Source organism: Faecalibacterium sp. i21-0019-B1, assembly GCF_042852915.1.
GTDB classification, from domain to species: domain Bacteria; phylum Bacillota; class Clostridia; order Oscillospirales; family Ruminococcaceae; genus Faecalibacterium; species Faecalibacterium taiwanense.
The window spans coordinates 1,844,604-1,863,418 of sequence record NZ_AP031425.1; the positions used below are offsets into that span (position 1 = coordinate 1,844,604).

The 18,815-nt window shown below is 50.4% G+C and carries 14 protein-coding genes and 2 rRNA genes; 6 read left to right on the plus strand and 10 right to left on the minus strand.

What is annotated here, in order from left to right; all coding sequences use genetic code 11:
* Window positions 1-3: 3 nt before the first annotated feature.
* Window positions 4-1,215 carry a restriction endonuclease subunit S gene (locus ACGHP1_RS09305; RefSeq protein WP_390509133.1) on the minus strand — a complete coding sequence of 404 codons (1,212 nt, stop codon included), beginning with the start codon at window positions 1,213-1,215 and terminating at the stop codon, window positions 4-6.
* Window positions 1,212-3,044, minus strand: coding sequence for an N-6 DNA methylase (locus ACGHP1_RS09310; protein ID WP_390509136.1), 1,833 nt, complete (start codon window positions 3,042-3,044; stop codon window positions 1,212-1,214). The genes ACGHP1_RS09305 and ACGHP1_RS09310 overlap by 4 nt, the downstream gene beginning before the upstream one ends.
* A 179-nt stretch (window positions 3,045-3,223) precedes the next feature.
* Here ACGHP1_RS09310 and ACGHP1_RS09315 point away from each other — a divergent pair, with 179 nt between their 5' ends.
* The 6 genes from ACGHP1_RS09315 to ACGHP1_RS09340 all read left to right on the plus strand — a co-directional run bounded on the left by ACGHP1_RS09315 (window position 3,224) and on the right by ACGHP1_RS09340 (window position 9,637).
* Window positions 3,224-3,580, plus strand: a complete 357-nt coding sequence (locus ACGHP1_RS09315) for a hypothetical protein (protein WP_390509138.1) — start codon at window positions 3,224-3,226, stop codon at window positions 3,578-3,580.
* Window positions 3,581-3,916: 336 nt separating this feature from the next.
* A complete protein-coding gene (locus ACGHP1_RS09320) occupies window positions 3,917-4,990 on the plus strand; it encodes a hypothetical protein (protein WP_390509141.1) in 1,074 nt (357 codons plus the stop codon).
* A 1-nt stretch (window position 4,991) separates the two neighbouring features.
* Window positions 4,992-5,750 carry a replication initiator protein A gene (locus ACGHP1_RS09325; RefSeq protein ID WP_390509143.1) on the plus strand — a complete coding sequence of 253 codons (759 nt, stop codon included), beginning with the start codon at window positions 4,992-4,994 and terminating at the stop codon, window positions 5,748-5,750.
* Between the two features lie 5 nt (window positions 5,751-5,755).
* Complete coding sequence (locus ACGHP1_RS09330) at window positions 5,756-6,583, plus strand: ATP-binding protein (RefSeq protein ID WP_390509813.1); 828 nt, start codon at window positions 5,756-5,758, stop codon at window positions 6,581-6,583.
* Between the two features lie 354 nt (window positions 6,584-6,937).
* Window positions 6,938-7,939, plus strand: coding sequence for a virulence RhuM family protein (locus tag ACGHP1_RS09335; protein WP_390509145.1), 1,002 nt, complete (start codon window positions 6,938-6,940; stop codon window positions 7,937-7,939).
* A 21-nt stretch (window positions 7,940-7,960) separates the two neighbouring features.
* Window positions 7,961-9,637: a recombinase family protein gene (locus tag ACGHP1_RS09340; RefSeq protein WP_371290719.1), complete on the plus strand. Its 1,677-nt coding sequence runs from the start codon at window positions 7,961-7,963 to the stop codon at window positions 9,635-9,637.
* A 216-nt stretch (window positions 9,638-9,853) separates the two neighbouring features.
* Here the strand turns inward: ACGHP1_RS09340 and ACGHP1_RS09345 are convergent, their stop codons facing one another.
* From ACGHP1_RS09345 to ACGHP1_RS09380, 8 genes are all read right to left on the minus strand, one after another.
* Window positions 9,854-10,648, minus strand: a complete 795-nt coding sequence (locus ACGHP1_RS09345; RefSeq protein ID WP_005939014.1) for an ABC transporter ATP-binding protein — start codon at window positions 10,646-10,648, stop codon at window positions 9,854-9,856.
* Window positions 10,641-11,582, minus strand: a complete 942-nt coding sequence (locus ACGHP1_RS09350) for an ABC transporter permease (RefSeq protein ID WP_097775413.1) — start codon at window positions 11,580-11,582, stop codon at window positions 10,641-10,643. The genes ACGHP1_RS09345 and ACGHP1_RS09350 overlap by 8 nt, the downstream gene beginning before the upstream one ends.
* Before the next feature lie 112 nt (window positions 11,583-11,694).
* On the minus strand, window positions 11,695-12,726 hold the full coding sequence (locus tag ACGHP1_RS09355; protein WP_044953360.1) for an ABC transporter substrate-binding protein: 1,032 nt from the start codon (window positions 12,724-12,726) through the stop codon (window positions 11,695-11,697).
* 189 nt (window positions 12,727-12,915) lie between these two features.
* Complete coding sequence (locus tag ACGHP1_RS09360) at window positions 12,916-13,641, minus strand: YkgJ family cysteine cluster protein (protein ID WP_390509149.1); 726 nt, start codon at window positions 13,639-13,641, stop codon at window positions 12,916-12,918.
* Window positions 13,642-13,739: 98 nt separating this feature from the next.
* Window positions 13,740-14,507 (minus strand): helix-turn-helix domain-containing protein, encoded by a 768-nt coding sequence (locus ACGHP1_RS09365; RefSeq protein ID WP_390509151.1) that lies wholly within the window; start codon window positions 14,505-14,507, stop codon window positions 13,740-13,742.
* A 102-nt stretch (window positions 14,508-14,609) separates the two neighbouring features.
* The gene (locus tag ACGHP1_RS09370) at window positions 14,610-15,263 is read right to left on the minus strand and encodes an MATE family efflux transporter (RefSeq protein WP_097775409.1); all 654 of its coding nucleotides are present in this window, start codon (window positions 15,261-15,263) and stop codon (window positions 14,610-14,612) included.
* 394 nt (window positions 15,264-15,657) lie between these two features.
* Window positions 15,658-15,774 (minus strand): 5S ribosomal RNA (gene rrf, locus ACGHP1_RS09375).
* A 129-nt stretch (window positions 15,775-15,903) separates the two neighbouring features.
* Window positions 15,904-18,738, minus strand: a 23S ribosomal RNA gene (locus tag ACGHP1_RS09380).
* Window positions 18,739-18,815: the final 77 nt, after the last annotated feature.

Consider the following 18,815-nt stretch of genomic DNA (forward strand, 5'->3'; position numbering starts at 1 on the left):
AGTTCACACCTCCGCTTCCCCGCTCATCAACTTAGGTAGTAGTGCTTCCCTCATGTTTTTCAAGTATACATTTTTTCTTGATAAGTTCAAAGCACTTTCAAACAATGGTTTGCATACATCATTATATTGTTTTACAATATCTTTGCTAGGACTTATAATTATAAGCTTTTCAAGCTTGCTTTTATTTACGTTGGTCATGGTTGCTCCATTGCTTCCCAATCCATCCAACAAATCTTTCATTCTTAGCATCGACTCATAGAAAAAATATAAGTCATCCTCATTATTTAATATAATGGAATTAATCTGTTGATTCGTTTGGCACACTTCTGTGGCAATGCTTACCAGTCCAACCGTTCCAATGCATGAAATCATGACACTGTTTGGGGGTATATATTTATTTTTTTGTGTTTGAGCCCCCTCTATTGTTATCCTTTTTTCCGTTTTTAATGGATAAACCACATTATGCATATCTGGAATTGTCACAAATGGAACCTTCCCATTTGTATAATATTCCTTATTTGATGTAGGCGGTGTTTTTCCTGTTATTACTGTTCCAAAGCTTTCCACCGTGCACTCATTCCAACCCTCCGGCACGCCATCCACAATTTTCGTGTTTTCATGCCCTGGAAAGCGCAAATCCACAAACCACTCTTTATAAAGCCGCTGGGCTGCTTCTTCCAGCAACTTGATTTGCTTTTGGTTGTTTTCAATCAGGTCATCGTAGGCAGAGAGAATATCTGCGATGCGATGTTGAGTTTCCAACGGGGGCAATTCAACCGGGAAATCCGGGAATTTAATCAGCGGAATTCTATCAACTGTTGCCCCTAGAACAATGTTTTCATTAACTGTTGCTCTCCAAGTATCCGAGTAAAAATAGTAGTATAAAAATTTGTAATCCGCTTTTGTTTCGTCCACACGTAAAAGTGCCATTCTGCGCCCAAGACATCCACGAAATCCTTCTGGAATAATTGCATAAAGATTCAGTGTCGCTTCATACGAGAAAACAATATCATTTTTCTGAGGTATAACTCTTTTTGTCCACTTTGGCAAATCATCCTCTGAAATATATCGTATATCAGAGAAATCCAGTCGGCCATTATTAAAGTTTGATATTCCTAGAAAGATTGCACCTGTATCGCTTAATGGTGGTGTTGCATGAGGGCCGTCATAAATACCTGTACAAATATCTTTAATTGCGACTTTTTCCCACTTCATACTCCCATCTCCTCCAGATTCTTCGAGATGGTTTCCATCAGGCGGCTGGACTCTGCCTGCAATTCCAGCAGCTCCTTGTGGATTTCCTTCATCCGCTGGGCAAAATCCACACCGTCGTCCTCCACAGGTGCAACGCCCACATAAGCACCGGGCGTCAGGGATGCGCCTTTCTCGTTGAGGATGGTGTCGCGGCTGGCCACCTTGCACAGGCCGGGGATATCCTGATAAGCGCCCTCGCCAAACTTTTCGGTGAGCCAGACGGCCTCCTTGGCAACGGTCAGCTTCTCGTTGAGGGCTTCCAGCTCCTTGTCGAACTTTTCCTTCGTGGCTTTGCGCTCTTTGCGGGGTGCTGCCTCCACAGCGGCTTTGGCTTCTTCCCGCTTGGCCTGCACGTTTTGTTCCAGTGCAGCCTGAATCTCTGCAAAGGGGCGGTCGTCTGCCAGCTCTGCGTGATACTCCGCCAAAAGCCCCTTGTACTTGTCCACCTCGCCGCGATAGAGCCAGACAATGGCGTTGAGGTTCTTCAGCTGCCAGTCGCTCCACTCGTTCTGGGTGCGGTCCACCACGGTATAATAGTTGCGGGCGTCGATGAACAGTACGGTGTCCAGCAGATGCTCCGGCTTGCCCTTATCCAAAAACCACAGCGAACAGGGCAAGCTTTTGGTGTAGAAGAAATTGTTGCCCACGCTCATCATCACGTCCACATGACCGGTCTGGATGAGCTTTTCACGGATGTCCTTGTCTTTGCCCTGACTGTCGGTAGCAGAGGACGCCATCACAAAACCCGCACGGCCATGCTCGTTCAGGTAGGAGTAGAAATAGGACACCCACAGATAGTTTGCGTTGCCCACCTCTTTTGCCTTGTTCACGCCGGGCAGGCCAAACGGCAGCCGTCCGGCACTCTGCGCCGACTCCGACTTGACCTTATCCACGTTAAACGGCGGATTTGCCATCACATAGTCGCAGCAGCCGTTCAGGTTGTGGGCATCGTGATAGAAGGTATTGGCTTCATCGCCGGACTTGATCACGCCGGTCAGACCATGCACGGCCATATTCATCAGGCAGAGCTTTGCGTTGTACTCCACCTTTTCCTGTCCGTAGAAGGTCATGGTGTTGTTGGCGATCATGCCCGCATGGTTTACAAAGTCGCCGGTCTGCACAAACATACCGCCGCTGCCGCAAGCCGGGTCCAACAGAACGCCGTGGGCAGGCTCCAGCACATTGACGATCATTTTCACCAGCGATTTCGGCGTAAAGAACACGCCGTCATCCTGTGCCACATTCTTGGCAAACTTATTCAAAAAGTACTCGTAGATACGGCCGATCACATCGCCGCCCACATCGTCTAACGCATCATTGTTGAAGATTCGCAGCAGTTCCCCCAGCAGTTCATCCGAGAAGATGGTGTAGTCCTTCGGCAGAACGCCCTGCAGCTGCTCGCTCTGCTGCTCCACCAGTTCCATGGCGTTGTTCACCACTTCGCCCAGACTGTTCAGCGGGTTACCCTCGATGCCGGTCAGCCCCTGCTCCGGGATGTTGGCGGGCAAATTGACTAAGTAATTGTACTGCGCCTCCTTGGGCAGAAACAGTGCACTCTTCTCGGCAAAGTCGCTCTGTTCCACCGGCAGCACCCGGCCACCGCGCATGGGACGGTCTTTCAGGATCTCCTGTTCTACCAGTTTGAAGCGGCTGTACGCATACCGCAGAAAAATCAGTCCCAACACCGGCATGCAGTATTGGTTCGAGGTGAGTTTAGAGCCTGCACGCAGCAGATCTGCCGACTCCCACAGGTCAGCTTCCAGTTTTTTGACGTTCACATTATTTGCCACGAGGGGGTTCCTCCTGTTGTTTGGATTTTCATTTTCTATTGTATCACATTTTTCTGCACTGTTCATCTTTAATCATTGCTATTTTCTTTTTTGACTGGAAAAAGTTGTTTACCAATGGCTGACAATGTGTTAGAACCACAAACTTTCTCATTTGGAGACGCTAAGTCTGCATCCATCGGATGCAGTTCAAGGGTTTGGGTGTTCCCCAACAAGTATTTTGCAACGCAAAAGTCGCTGTTGTATATACGACGGCATTGCTTGCTGGTGCTATGAACCCCCTCAATGTGCTTTCCAAATTTGAAAATCACTTTGCGATCAAGACCGTCCATTTTCAAGTTTCACTTGATGCGGGCGGTTATTTTTTTGCTCAAGAAGTTTTCGAGTTTGCAATTGCAGCAAGCAGGGCGAGCCGATACCACCTCACAAGTTTTAAACCTGATTTTTTACAAATCCAGCTTCAAAACACTTGTTGGGCTTCGCCCAAACCCGATGTTCAGCACAAGAATGCGTTAGTTTCGCACCTTAACGACCGCTGAATAAGCAAATTTCTTGGAGAAAAATTTGTTTTTGGAAAATCGTCGTTGATACATTTAATATCGCACAAAACCGGAAGCATCCCTTCCGGTTTTTCCTTGGGATCCTCCTAAAATCCACTGAAAACCGGAAGGAATGCTTCCTAAAAATTTCTGCTTCATTGTGATATGCTTTCTACAAGCCTTCATCGAACCTTGAGAACCAAATGACCGTCTGCATGGGATACCCGGCGAAGATCCTAAAAAGGAGAGCCGGAAAACGCCGCTGGAAGGGGGCAGGAAATCCATGCAGAGAAAACGGCTGAAGTACCAATAGATTTTTGAAAGGAGATTTTGCCTATGAAGAAAAACAAGTTTGAATTTATCATCGACTCTGAATTTCAATCTCAGATTCCTGCATTGACCGATGAAGAATTTCAGCAACTGGAAGAAAACATCCTTTCAGAGGGTGAAGTCCTGTCTCCCCTGATTGTCTGGGGCAACATTCTTGTTGATGGCCACAATCGCTATAAGATTCTCCAGCAGCACCCAGAAATTCCTTATACCACCCGCTCGATTTCCTGCATCTGCGAAACCCGTGAAGATGTTCTGGCATGGATCTGCAAACATCAGCTGGGTCGTCGGAATCTGACACCTGAACAGAAAAAGTTCCTGATTGGAAAACAGTATCATTCTGAAAAATCCACTCGTGGGGGAAATCATGGCAATCAGTACACACAGGTGGCAAACTGTCAAATTGACAATTTGCCATCGGTAGAAAACACAACTGAACGAATCGCCAAAGAAAATAATGTAAGTCTCTCTTTTGTAATTCGTGCCGAGCAGTTCATGAAAACCGTTGAGCTGATGGAAAAATACTGCCCCGGTATTCAGGAAGAAATCTTATCCGGCAAACTTAAGCTATCCCGGCGAGAGGCTACCGTTATCCGTGGAACTCCCACAGAAGCATTGCCCACCGTGGTATCAACGTGGCGAGAGGAAAAGTTAAACGGTAAACCAGACGATAGTGCAGACACCTATGAAAATTTAGAATTGCTTTCCAAGGTCACCGAACGCAATTTCTCTAGTGCTGCCACATCGAAGATCCAAACGGCTGATCCACTCTCGGAGAATCGACCTTTTATTTCATCGGGAAAGCGCAGCACCGAACTCCAGACCATTCGTGAGCTAGGAGAAAAGATGGCAATGGTTGATCATGTCGCCGATGCCGAAGGAATGTTCAGTGAAATCAACAGTGCCTCTGATAGCTTTATTTTCCGTCTCGAACAATGCTTTGCTCTGTATCCCGACTTTCTGACAAATGTAGAGATTGAAGCAAAAGTTATTGCTACTTTGCAAAAGGCAGAAAGCTATATTGTGCATCTGAAAGAACAGCATCGGCAGCATCTTCTGGAGACTACCAACAGCCAGTAAAATGCTTTCCAAAAATTTGTTTGATGAAAAAACACTGGAGGTGAATTTTATTTCCGACTACCTGACTGTCACTACACCTTTGCCGCAATATCTGCCCTATGCTCGCTTTCTACTGGATACCGACTTGAGCCACACAGCGAAGTTGCTCTACACCCTGCTGCTTGACCGGGCAACTCTTTCTCAAAAGAACAACTGGATGGATGAGCGCGGCTTCGTCTATGTGATTTTCCCGCTTTCATCATTGAGCGATGCTCTACGATGCAGCACCATGAGCATTAAACGTGCGTTGCGTTCACTGGAAGATGCCGATTTGATTGAGCGCAGACGGAGTCGCATTGCTGTGCCCAACAGCCTCTTTGTAAAAGTTCCGACAGCGCAAAAACATTCCTCTGCATGGAACGATTTTGTTCTGTCCGATGGAACAGAAATGATGCCTTCCATGGAACAAAAGCGTTCCACTAACCAACGTAATAAGAACGACCTGAAAGATAGCCACCTGATAAAAACAACAGATGCTTATTTGACCTTTGGAGAATATCGCAATGTCTTTCTGACTGAAAAAGAGTACAAGCAGCTTAATGCCGATTTCTCCGGGCTGGACAGCCTGATCGAACAGCTTTCAGCTTATATCCAGTCTACCGGCAAAAAGTACGCTGATCATGCCGCTACCCTGCGCATCTGGGCGAAACGGCAAAGACCAGAACAGAAGCAAGCACCGGGCATCCCGGACTACACATTCAAGGAGGGAGAAAGCCTATAAAGACGATTGAGAAAATTTTAGAACAGTCCGTTTCCAGTATTCCCGAAAACACCGAGGATTATCACGGCAAAGATGGTCTGCTTTATTGCGGAAAATGTCATACCCCAAAAGAAGCGTTCTTTGCAAAGGGCATCGCTCTGATTGGCAAGAACAAGCACCCCATTGAATGCAGCTGCCAGCGCATCGAGAGGACAAAGCAGGAAGCCCTTATCAAGCAGCAGAAGCACAGCGACCTTGTACGGCGGCTGAAAGCAGAAAGGTTTTCTGACCCGGCAATGCTGGACTGGACCTTTGAAAACGACAATGGCCGCAGCCCGCAGATGCACCATGCACATCGCTATGTGGAGCAGTGGCAGACCATGCGTGCAGAGAACCTTGGATTGCTTCTCTGGGGCGGTGTGGGCACCGGCAAAAGTTTCCTTGCCGGGTGCATTGCAAACGCTCTGATGGAACAGGAGGTGCCTGTGCGTATGACGAACTTTGCCCGGATCCTGAACGAGCTGAACAACAGCTTTTCCGGGCGCAATGATATTGTGGACAAGCTCTGCCGCTATCCCCTGCTCGTCATTGACGATTTCGGCATGGAAAGAGGCACCGAGTACGCACTGGAGCAGATCTACAACATCGTGGACAGCCGATACCGCAGCCGGAAGCCGCTGATCGTCACTACCAACCTGACGCTGGACGAGATACGACACCCACAGGATACCGCTCATGCCCGCATCTATGACCGCCTGCTGGAAATGTGCATTCCGATTTCCTGCATTGGGGTCAGCTTCCGGAAGGAGAACGCACAGGAAAAGCTGGAACGCTTAAAAAGTTTAATCGGATAGATCAGAAACATTTCTGAAGGAATCCGCAGGACGTCCTAAGTTCTGCTACAAGGAAATGGAGTTGCCTATTGAATAATTGCCGCCGTACAGAAACCAGCCCTTCCTCTTCGGACTGCTCTACGCCCATACTCGATGAATGGAGCGCATTCGCAACCTTTCTAGCTGATGTGATTGAGAAGTACGCATCTGTCTTGGAAATAGACAAAGCAGAATCCTTATCAAACAACGAAAATCAACAAGATGCTGTTGATACCACCATTGCAGCATGATATAATATTCTTGTAATACTTGTCCCAACACAGTGGTAGGGCCTTTCTCTCCACTGTACTACATACACGGAACGAGGTACTTAAAATGAATCGTCCAGATGACTCTCCTAAAAATTCCATCCTCATTTACACCACAGAAGATGGCCTGACCAAAATTGATACTACCTTTGACGGTGACACCGTCTGGCTGTCCATTGACCAGATGGCTGAGTTGTTCCAACGTGACAAATCCACAATTTCCCGTCACATCAAAAACATTTTTGCAGAGGGTGAGCTTGAACGAGATTCAGTTGTTGCAAAATTTGCAACAACTGCCGCAGACGGAAAGACCTATCAGGTCGAATTCTACAATCTTGACGTCATTATTTCTGTTGGATATCGTGTCAAATCCAAACGAGGCACACAGTTCCGTATCTGGGCAACTGGCATCCTGAAGGAATATATGCGCAAGGGATTTGCGCTGGATGACGAACGCCTGAAAAATTTGGGCGGCGGTGGATATTTCAAAGAGCTGTTAGAACGCATCCGTGACATCCGTGCTTCCGAAAAAGTGTTTTATCGTCAGGTTCTGGAAATCTATGCAACCAGCATCGACTATGACCCGAAAGCAGAAATCTCCGTCCATTTCTTCAAAAAAGTCCAGAATAAAATTCATTATGCCATCCACGGACAGACTGCCGCAGAAGTCATTTACAACCGTGCCGATGCCGAGAAGGAGTTTATGGGACTGACCACTTTTGCTGGAAATCAGCCCACCCTGCAAGAAGCCAAAATCGCTAAGAATTATCTGAACGAGAAAGAGCTTCGCGCCATGGGACAGCTTGTTTCCGGTTATCTGGACTTTGCAGAGCGTCAGGCAGAGCGCGAACAGCCCATGACTATGCAGGATTGGGCCAATCACCTTGACCGCATTCTGACAATGAGCGGTGAGCAGTTGCTTGTCGGAAACGGCACTGTGACGCACAAGCAGGCCGTGGACAAAGCCACCACTGAATATCGGAAGTATAAGGCAAGAACGCTCAGCGATGTGGAACAGGACTATCTGGATTCCATCCAGTTCTTAGAGCAAAAAATCGACAAGAAATAACGGTATCTGTGAGGATTTCTTATGTCACAGGGAAAGACAAAAGTTTATATTTACACTCGTGTATCTACCACCATGCAAATCGATGGCTATTCGCTGGATGCCCAGAAAGCCCGGATGAAAGCATACGCTGACTTCAACGATTACCAGATCGTTGGCGAGTATGAGGATGCCGGTAAATCGGGCAAATCCATCGAAGGCCGTGCCTCTTTTTGCCGGATGATGGAGGACATCAAATCAGGAAAAGATGGCGTTTCCTACGTTTTGGTGTTCAAACTGTCTCGGTTCGGCCGCAATGCCGCCGATGTGTTGTCTACCTTGCAGGTCATGCAGGATTTCGGGGTCAACCTCATCTGCGTGGAAGATGGCATTGATTCCTCCAAGGATGCAGGCAAGCTCATGATTTCCGTTCTTTCTGCGGTAGCTGAGATCGAGCGCGAAAACATTCGCGTCCAGACAATGGAAGGTCGCATTCAAAAAGCGCGGGAAGGCCGCTGGAACGGCGGATTTGCGCCCTATGGTTATCGTTTGGTTGACGGTGTGCTGCAAATCAATGAAGATGAAGCTCCTGCCATTCGCACGATTTTTGAGCAATATGTAAACACGGACACAGGTGCAAATGGACTTTCCAAATATCTGGAGACCCACGGCTTTCAGAAACTTGCTCGTCAAAATGGCACCTCTCCCCTTTTCAGCGCAACATTGATTCGTGCCATCCTGAAGAACCCCGTCTACTGCGGAAAAATCGCCTTTGGCCGCCGCAAACTCGAAAAGATTCACGGCACCCGGAACGAATATCATCAGGTTCCACAGGAGAATTATTTGCTGGTGGACGGCCTGCACGAGGGCATCGTATCAGAAGAATTGTGGAACGCTGCACAGGTCAAGCTGTTGGTGCAATCCAAACGATACGAGCCAGTCAACCGCAGCAAAACGGAACAGGCGCATTTATTATCCGCCCTTGTCAAGTGCCCCATTTGCGGTGCTGGAATGTACAGCAACAAATGCACCAAAAGAAAGAAAGATGGCACACCCTATAAATCTTTCTCTTATTACAGTTGCAAGCACCGCAAGATGCAACGTGGGCAAAAATGCGATTTCAACAAGCAAATTCAGGAAGAAGTTCTGGACAACGCCGTGGTGGAGGTTATCATCAAACTAGTCAGCAATCCAAAGTTTGCCGCCATGATGCAGGAGAAGATCAACAGCAAAGTAGACACCACTGCCATTGAACAGGAAATTGCGGCCGCTGAAAAGCAGTTGCGGCAGTATTATTCCATCAAGTCCAAAATTATGGAGGAGATCGACACCCTTGACCCGGATGAGCGCCACTATATCATCCGCAAATCTGACCTTGACGAGCGGCTTTACAGGATGTACGATAAAATCGAGGAAGCCGAAAACAACCTGATGGATGCCCGGGCAAAGAAGCAGGCTATCGAAGCGGATAAAATCACGGGCGACAACATTTACAAAGTTCTCATCTGCTTTGAAAAGCTCTACAATGTGATGAATCCCCTTGAACGCAAAAAGCTGATGGAACATCTGATTTCTGAAATTCAGATCTACCCGGAGCGTCAGCCCAACGGTCAGTGGCTCAAATCCATCAAATTCCGACTGCCTATCGTTGAAAGCGATATTGATCTGTGTTTGGACAATGAAAGTCATACCGAATGTGTGCTGAGCTTTTCCAAGGTGTGAGGTTTGAAAAAATGGCTATTCCAAAATATAATGAACTTTACTCGCTGTTCCTCTTTGCAATTCAGGACGGTGCCCCGCATTCTTCAAAAGATGTAAAGAAAATCATCTCTCAAAAACTCCAGTTAACCGCCTTGCTCTTGAATTGGTAAACATACATAAAAAGCGCCAGTCCCGGTTTTCCGGGACAAGCGCTTTGCATTTTAACCTTGTAATTTATCAGGACAGAATCATGCGGTCATTTGCAAACTCGCCGCCGCTGGCGATCTGGAACTTTGCCAGCAGGTCGGAGACGTGCAGGTTCTTCTTTTCCTCACCGGAAACATCATAGATGATATGGCCTTCGTACATCATGATCAGGCGGTTGCCATACTTAATGGCATCCTTCATGTTGTGGGTGATCATCATGGTGGTGAGATGGTTTTCCTCCACGATTTTGGCCGAGAGGGTCAGCACCTTGAGCGCGGTCTTGGGGTCCAGCGCAGCGGTGTGCTCGTCCAGCAGCAGGAGCTTGGGCTTGTTCATGGTAGCCATCAGCAGGGTCAGTGCCTGACGCTGACCGCCGGAAAGCAGGCCCACACGGGCCGTCAGGCGGTCTTCCAGACCCAGATCCAGCGTCTTGAGCAGTTCACGGTACTGCTCGCGCTCTGCTTTGGTAATGCCAATGCGCAGGGTGCGGGGCTTGCCGCGGCGTGCAGCCAGGGCAAGGTTCTCTTCGATCTGCATGGTGGCAGCAGTGCCGGTCATGGGGTCCTGAAACACGCGGCCGATGTAAGCGGCACGCTGATGCTCGCTCAGGCGGGTCACATCCACACCGTCAATAATGATCTTGCCTTCGTCCACCGGCCACACACCGGCAACTGCGTTCAGCATGGTGGATTTGCCTGCACCGTTGCCGCCGATCACGGTAACGAAATCGCCCTCGTTCAGCTTCAGGTTCAGGCCGTTCAGGGCAGTTTTCTGGTTGACCGTGCCAGCGTTAAAGGTCTTGGAAACATTCTGGATCTCAAGCATTTTTTGCATCCTCCTTTGCCTTCTTCACCGGCTTCGAGAAGTACTTGCCCTTCCAGTACGGCACGGCAAGGAAAACAGCCACCACAGAAGCGCTCAGCAGCTTGAGCAGGTTGGCATCGAAACCCAGAGTCAGCACCAGCTGAATGACAATGTAGTAGATGATGGCACCCAGAGAGACAGAAACCATCTTGAGTGCAAAGTTGTGGAAGATGCGGCTGAACAGAGCCTCGCCAATGATGACAGCAGCCAGACCAATGACGATCGCGCCACGGCCCATGCCGACATCTGCAAAGCCCTGATACTGGCTCAGCAGAGCGCCAGACAGCGCCACCAGACCGTTGGACACAGCCAGACCCAGCACGATATTGAAGTTGGTGTTGATGCCCTGCGCACGGGACATGGCGGGGTTAGAGCCGGTGGCACGGATGGCACAGCCCAGCTCGGTGCCGAAGAACCAGTACAGAATGCCGATCAGCACCGCTGTGACAATGATGATCATAACGATAGGGTTGTGGAGAGCGAACTCCTTGACCCAGCGCAGGGAGATCAACAGGTTGTACTTGTCCACGTTGATGGCCTGATTGGCCTTGCCCATGATTTTGAGGTTAATGGAATACAGCGAAAGCTGGGTCAGGATGCCGGCAAGGATGGCCGGAATGCCCATAAATGTGTGCAGGACACCGGTGACGAAGCCGGACAGCAGGCCTGCCAGCAGCGCCATGAGCAGGGAGACCCAGACGTTCTGGCCGGACAGCAGGCACATGACGCACACTGCACCGCCGGTGCCAAAGGAGCCGTCCACGGTCAGATCGGCCACGTCCAGAATACGGTAGGTCAGGTACACGCCAATGGCCATGATACCCCAGATAAGGCCCTGTGCACAGGCACCCGGCAAAGCGCCCGGCAGGTTTGCCAGTCTTGCAATGATTTCCAAAACAATTCCTCCTAAACGTTACACTTTTTTACTTCCCGTTTGATACGGGAAAGCGGAGAAGAGCACTTTCTACCCTTCTCCGCTGATTTTCTGTTTGGTTTCCCGGAGTATTTTAGCCCTCGATCTCCTCGTAGCCGTCGGGAACGGTCAGGCCCAGATCGTCGCAGATAGTCTTGTTGTACTTCTTGGTCACATCGGTGTACTCGATGGGCATGGTGGAGATATCAGCCTCGCCGTTCAGGATCTTCACTGCCATCTCACCAGTGGTGTAGCCCAGATCGTAGTAGCTGATGGAAAGGGTAGCCACGCCGCAGCCGGCGCAGATGCCCTCTTCGCCAGCGAACACGGGCTTCTTGGCCGGGCGGCAGATGCCGTCCACAATGCCGGTGTTTGCAGCAACAGTGTTATCGGTGGGCACATACAGTGCGTCGTTCTCGTCGGCAGCCTTCTGGCAGACAGAGGACAGGTCGTTGGAATCAGAGAAAGCGTACTGGGTAGCGGTGACACCCTTTTCCTCCAGATACTTCTGGACCTCATCCACCTGATACTGGCTGTTTGCCTCAGCAGAGCAGTACAGCAGGCCAACCTTCTTGGCCTCCGGCATCCACTCCACGATCATCTCAGCCTGCTGATCCAGCGGGGCCAAATCAGAGGTGCCGGAAATGTTGCCGCCCACGGTGCCGTCGAAATCGGTCAGGCCCAGAGCCACACCGTACTCGGTAACAGAGGTGCCCAGCACCGGAATGCTGTCGGTAGCAGACTGTGCAGCCTGCAGAGCGGGCGTAGCATTGGCCATGATCAGATCCACACCAGAGGAAACGAAGCCGTTGGTGATGGTAGCGCAGGTAGCGGAATCGCCCTGTGCATTCTGGAAATCGAAGGTGACGTTCTCGCCGAAGGAAGCAGTCAGAGCATCCTCAAAGCCCTGCGTAGCGGCATCCAGAGCGGCATGCTGCACCAACTGGCAGATGCCGATCGTGAACTTCTGGCCATCGGCTGCAGCAGAAGCAGCAGCGGAGGATGCAGGCGCAGCGGAAGAAGCAGCTGCAGAAGATGCAGAAGAACCGCCGCAGGCAGTCAGGGCAGCAGCTGCGCCGCAGGCAGCGGCAGCAGCCAGAAACGAACGACGAGTGATTTTACGCATAATGTTTATCTCCTCTATCTCTTTGCGTGTGCGGCCTACAGGTACCGCACCGGAAAGCTATGTTTTGTATGCAAGGCTCGTACAGTCTCGCTTTACACTCGTGAAGTATATCACACATTTCACGGTAAAACAACTCACTTTTGCCCTAAAACGGCCTTTATTATCGATTGTATCAAATATATTGATCGATTATTTTGATGCGTTATTCCGTTTTTGCTGATATTCTGCCAGTTTTGCAAATTCAGCATCCAGCCAGTGCAGGTTTTTCTCCAGCTGCGGCAAGAACGGTGCGGCATAGTTGTAGCCAAAATACAGCGCCTGCCAGAGCTTGTCCTGCATCCGGCGCACCAGCACCGGGCTGAGCTGCGCACCCAGCTGTTCCACCGTGTCTTCCAGTGTCATGCAGGTCTGCGCCCAGCGCACATCGGTCTGTTCCCGGGCCGGGACATCGTAACGAGCAAGATAGTCCTCCACCCTTGCCTCGATCATCTGCCCGCCGCAGCCGGTGGGCTGCAGAAAATAGCTCACCTGTCCTTTCCTGCTGATCTCCTGCGCCAGCGGGTACAGAGCACACACCAGCGGTTCGGCATCGTGGATGGCGCAGTGGTCTCCCGTAAGGAAGGGACAGTTGTTCCGGTTCTCCTTCACCGGGGCCAGACGCAGCACCGGCAAATGGCTCACCGTGCCAATGCTGGCCCGGCAATATCCCCGCGCCACGATCTGCGGCGGCAGGCGCAGCCGGGCTGCAATGCGCCACAGGTCAAAGCCTGAAAGTACAATGTCCTCTCTGCCACGGCAGCAGTCGCCGCAGCCATTGCACGCAAAGCTGAAATGTGCATCCCGCGCCAGCAGGGGCATTGCCTCAGTACGGGTAAAATCGATCTGGCCGCACAGGTCGATATGGTGGTCTCGCATGGATGATCTTCCTTCTTCCTGAATGATATTGATTTTTATTGTATCACATTGCCATCAAAAGCAAAAGGGAGCGTTTCCGCTCCCCTTGCGCTATCCTGTCATTGATACTTCTTTGCCGGGATGACGATTGTGCCAAACAGCGATGCAATGTATCCGATAAGCACTGCACACCACACCTGCCATCCGGTGGCCTGTTCAAACACGACCGCCGCTGCCGTGCAGAGCGGTGTCAGGAGCATACTTACCACGCACCACACCCGCATTGCTTTGAGCACATGGAGCCAGTTGCGGTTGTTGTAGTACACGCCCGGAATATGCATGTGGAACGCGCCCTGTGCAAAATTGCAGACATGGTTTTCGTCATAATAGCGCGGCAATGTTTCCGGCATCCAGAACAAGGTGTAGGCCCCATATACGATGCCGAAGATCACGTTTATAATCAGCAGCATCATTGCGCCCTCGGTCCCGGCCAGCCCCACGGCCCAGACAGCTGCGGTCTCTACAAGGCCAAGCACCACGCTGACCCCATACAGCGGCAGAAACTTCTGCGTGCGGGCCTGGCGGCGTTCCGGCGGTTCTGCCGAAAAAGTCAGTGCCTTGCGGATCAGTTCCTCTGTTTCCTCGCGGGTAAAGCGCTGCTCCTCCTCCACGCGGCAGCCATGTAACAGCTCGGCCACGGTCACATTCAGCTGTTCGGCCAGCGGCACCAGCAGGGAGATATCCGGCACGCTCAAGCCGCGCTCCCATTTGCTGACGGCTTTATCCGAAACATACAGGCAGGCGGCAAGCTCCTTCTGGGTCATGCCCTTTTCCCTGCGCAGCTGTGCCAGAAAACTCCCAAAAGCGATCTTGTTCAGTTCGTACATCGTTTTGTCCTCCTTGTGAGCCAGCAGTTCTGTTTGTGGCTCCATTGTACCGGACCGGACATTCCCGCACAACCGACTGGCGGTAGAATTGGCGCAAAACAGTCATTTTTTCTTTTCCAGTCTGCGGTACACCTGCACAGCATCCATGATGTTGGTCTGCTCCGTCGCGTGGTTTCCGGGTGCCCCCAGCGTGACCAGAATGTACTCCTTTTCGTTCACCACGGCAAGGCTGGCAAGGCACAGACCGGCCGCAATAAAGTACATCGGGCTTCTGGAATCGCCCAGCCCGCGGAAGATCGATGCCATGATATTATACGCCGTGATGCATGGAACGCCGATAAAGCAGATGATCAGGTAGGTACGAGTGCCCGCCACGGCCTGCTCCGGTGTGGAGACAATGCGCACGATCGGGTCCACAAGCCCTACCAGCACAGCTGCCAGTACCACAGATCCTGCCATAAACAGCGTGACTGTGTTGCCAATGAGCCGCGCCGCACGAGGTTTGTTCTCTGCGCCCACGGCCCGGCCAATAGTGACCGTTGCTCCCATGGCAAGGCCCACGATCATCACAGTGATCATATGCATCACCTGACTGCCAATGGACACCGCCGTTGTGCTGGCCACACCTTCAAACTGCCCGATGATGAACAGATCCGCCATGCCGTACAGCGTCTGCAAAAAGTACGAAAGCAGATAGGGCAGTGAAAAAAACAAAATGCTTTTCAACACACTGCCGCTAGTCAGATTTTTTTCCATAATGTTTTCTGCCCGGCTTCCCTCTTCTCTGCCGAATGTACAGAGCTTACACTGCCAGACCGGGCAGCTCCTTTCCGTTATAGATAGTAAACCCTACAACGACTGAAGAGTCAAGGCTTTATTACAATAAAGCGGCCAGGTCGTACCAAAAGGTCAGCACAGCCGAGCCACCATGATTTATTTAAGGTTTTTGTTTGTTCAATAGATAAGGCACAAACACATCATAAAATTTTTCGCTTCACTCTACATGAAATTGTGCCCTTCTCTTCCAGTCTGTTTCATCTTCAATGCTCACATCATTTTCAAAGCATACCTGCCTTTCTGTTTTCTCCTAAAACGGTTTCAAGACAAAACAAAAACGCTTCAGAATTTCTTCTGAAGCGTTTTTTGTTCAAGTCGGCGACTACCTATTTTCACGCGCCGTTTCCAGCGAACTATCTTCGGCACAAGTGAGCTTAACTTCTGTGTTCGGAATGGGAACAGGTGGAACCTCACCGTCATCGACACCGACCGATCTGACTGAACCAGTATAACATGTTTGTTGTACTTTGTCCAGTGTTTCTTAGAAGGACGTGCCTTCAAAACTGAATAATCACTGCTTACATTTTTTTCGTTGACTCTTAAGAGTCTCAAGCGAATTGTGGTCAAGCCCTCGACCTATTAGTACACGCTTGCTGAATGGATCACTCCACTTACACATCGTGCCTATCAACCTTGTAGTCTTCAAGGGGTCTTACTTGTTTGAAACAATGGGATATCTTATCTTTGGGTCGGCTTCACGCTTAGATGCTTTCAGCGTTTATCCGATCCGTACATAGTTGCCCAGCTATGCTCTTGGCAGAACAACTGGTGCGCCAGAGGTACGTCCGCTCCGGTCCTCTCGTACTAGGAACAGCTCCCATCAAATATCCTGCGCCCACGACAGATAGGGACCGAACTGTCTCACGACGTTCTGAACCCAGCTCGCGTACCGCTTTAATTGGCGAACAGCCAAACCCTTGGGACCGAATACAGCCCCAGGATGCGATGAGCCGACATCGAGGTGCCAAACCTCCCCGTCGATGTGGACTCTTGGGGGAGATCAGCCTGTTATCCCCAGGGTAACTTTTATCCGTTGAGCGATGGCATTTCCACTCACATACCACCGGATCACTAACTCCAACTTTCGTTACTGCTCGACCCGTCAGTCTCGCAGTTAGGCTCGCTTCTGCGTTTGCACTCTTTTGCTTGATTTCCGTTCAAGCTGAGCGAACCTTTGAACGCCTCCGTTACTCTTTAGGAGGCGACCGCCCCAGTCAAACTGCCCACCTAACAATGTCCCCCGCCTTGATTCAAAGGCGCAGGTTAGAATTCCAATATCGCAAGGATGGTATCCCAACGGCCACTCCACAAGCGCCAAAGCACCTGCTTCCCAGTGTCCCATCTATCCTGTGCATGCAACATCGAAACCCAATATTAGGCTACAGTAAAGCTCCATGGGGTCTTTCCGTCTTGTCGCGGGTAACCGGCATCTTCACCGGTACTACAATTTCGCCGGGCGGGCTGTTGAGACAGTGCCCAAATCATTACGCCTTTCATGCGGGTCAGAACTTACCTGACAAGGAATTTCGCTACCTTAGGACCGTTATAGTTACGGCCGCCGTTCACTGGGGCTTCGATTCAATGCTTGCACATCTCCTCTTAACCTTCCAGCACCGGGCAGGCGTCAGCTCGTATACGTCATCTTTCGATTTAGCACAAACCTGTGTTTTTGGTAAACAGTTGCTTGGGCCGATTCTCTGCGGCTGCATTGCTGCAGCACCCCTTCTCCCGAAGTTACGGGGTCAATTTGCCGAGTTCCTTAACAACCCTTCTCCCGTTGGCCTTAGAATCTTCTTCCTACCTACCTGTGTCGGTTTGCGGTACGGGCACCGCAGAAATTCACACAGCTTTTCTCGCCATCTTCCATCCCGGACTTCGGTACTAACTTCCCTCGATCGCTACCGGAACCAACACCCGGCTCCGAGACTTCATATGTGTCCCTGTGCTTAACTCTTTTGGTGGTGACGGAATCTCTACCGTCTGTGCATCGGCTACGCCGTTAGGCCTCACCTTAGCTCCCGACTAACCTGGAGCGGACGAACCTTCCTCCAGAAACCTGAGGCTTTCGGCCATGCAGATTCTCACTGCATTCGCGCTACTCATTCCGGCATTCTCACTTCTATACACTCCACAGCCGCTTGCGCTACTGTTTCACCGCGTATACAACGCTCCCCTACCCAATACATTGCTGTATTGCCTAAGCTTCGGTGTCAGGTTTAGCCCCGTTAAATTCTCCGCGCAAAGACGCTCGACCAGTGAGCTATTACGCACTCTTTGAATGAGTGGCTGCTTCTGAGCCAACATCCTGGTTGTCTACGTATCTTCACATCGTTTTCCACTTAACCTGACTTTGGGACCTTAGCTGTAGATCTGGGCTGTTTCCCTTTTGACAATGACATTTATCTGACACTGTCTGACTCCCAAGCATCAATACTCTGGCATTCTGAGTTTGATAAGCTTCGCTAACCTCTCGGCCGCTAGGCTATTCAGTGCTTTACCTCCAGGTATCTAACTTGAGGCTAGTCCTAAAACTATTTCGGGGAGAACCAGCTATCTCCGGGTTCGATTGGAATTTCTCCGCTACCCACAGTTCATCCGCCGCCTTTTCAACGGAGGTCGGTTCGGTCCTCCATGGAATTTTACTTCCACTTCAACCTGACCATGGGTAGGTCACCCGGTTTCGGGCCCATTATATGCAACTTAACGCCCTTTTCAAACTCGCTTTCGCTTCGGCTCCAGACCTTAAGTCCTTAACCTTGCTGCATACAATCGCTCGCCGGACCGTTCTACAAAAAGTACCCTATCACGCTTTGACGCGCTCTAGGTGCTTGTAGGCACAGGGTTTCAGGTTCTTTTTCACTCCCCTCCCGGGGTGCTTTTCACCTTTCCTTCACAGTACTATACGCTATCGGTCACTGGGTAGTATTTAGGGTTGGAGGGTGGTCCCCCCGTATTCCGACCAGGTTTCACGTGTCTGGCCGTACTCTGGAATTCGCTCGGCTCTTGTCGTTTTCACCTACGTGGTTCTCACACTCTCTGACCGGCCTTCCCATGCCGTTCGGTTAACAACTTAAGTCCTAAATGCGCTCCGTACCCCGAAAGTATTTCTACTCTCGGTTTGCCCTCTTCCGCGTTCGCTCGCCACTACTTACGGAATCTCGTTTGATGTCTCTTCCTCGCCCTACTTAGATGTTTCAGTTCAGGCGGTTCCCTCGATATACCTATTTTGAAGTTCAGTATAACGTACCTGAGTATGAACCCAGGTGAGTTTCCTCATTCAGAGATCTCCGGATCAATGCTTATTTGCAGCTCCCCGAAGCTTATCGCAGCTTATCACGTCTTTCATCGGCTCCCAGTGCCAAGGCATTCGCCCTGCGCCCTTGTTCGCTTGACCTTTCAAACGTTCTCTTGGAACATTTGGTATCCTCTTGATTCTCTCTTGCCAACGAAGATTATTGTTACCCTTCCTTT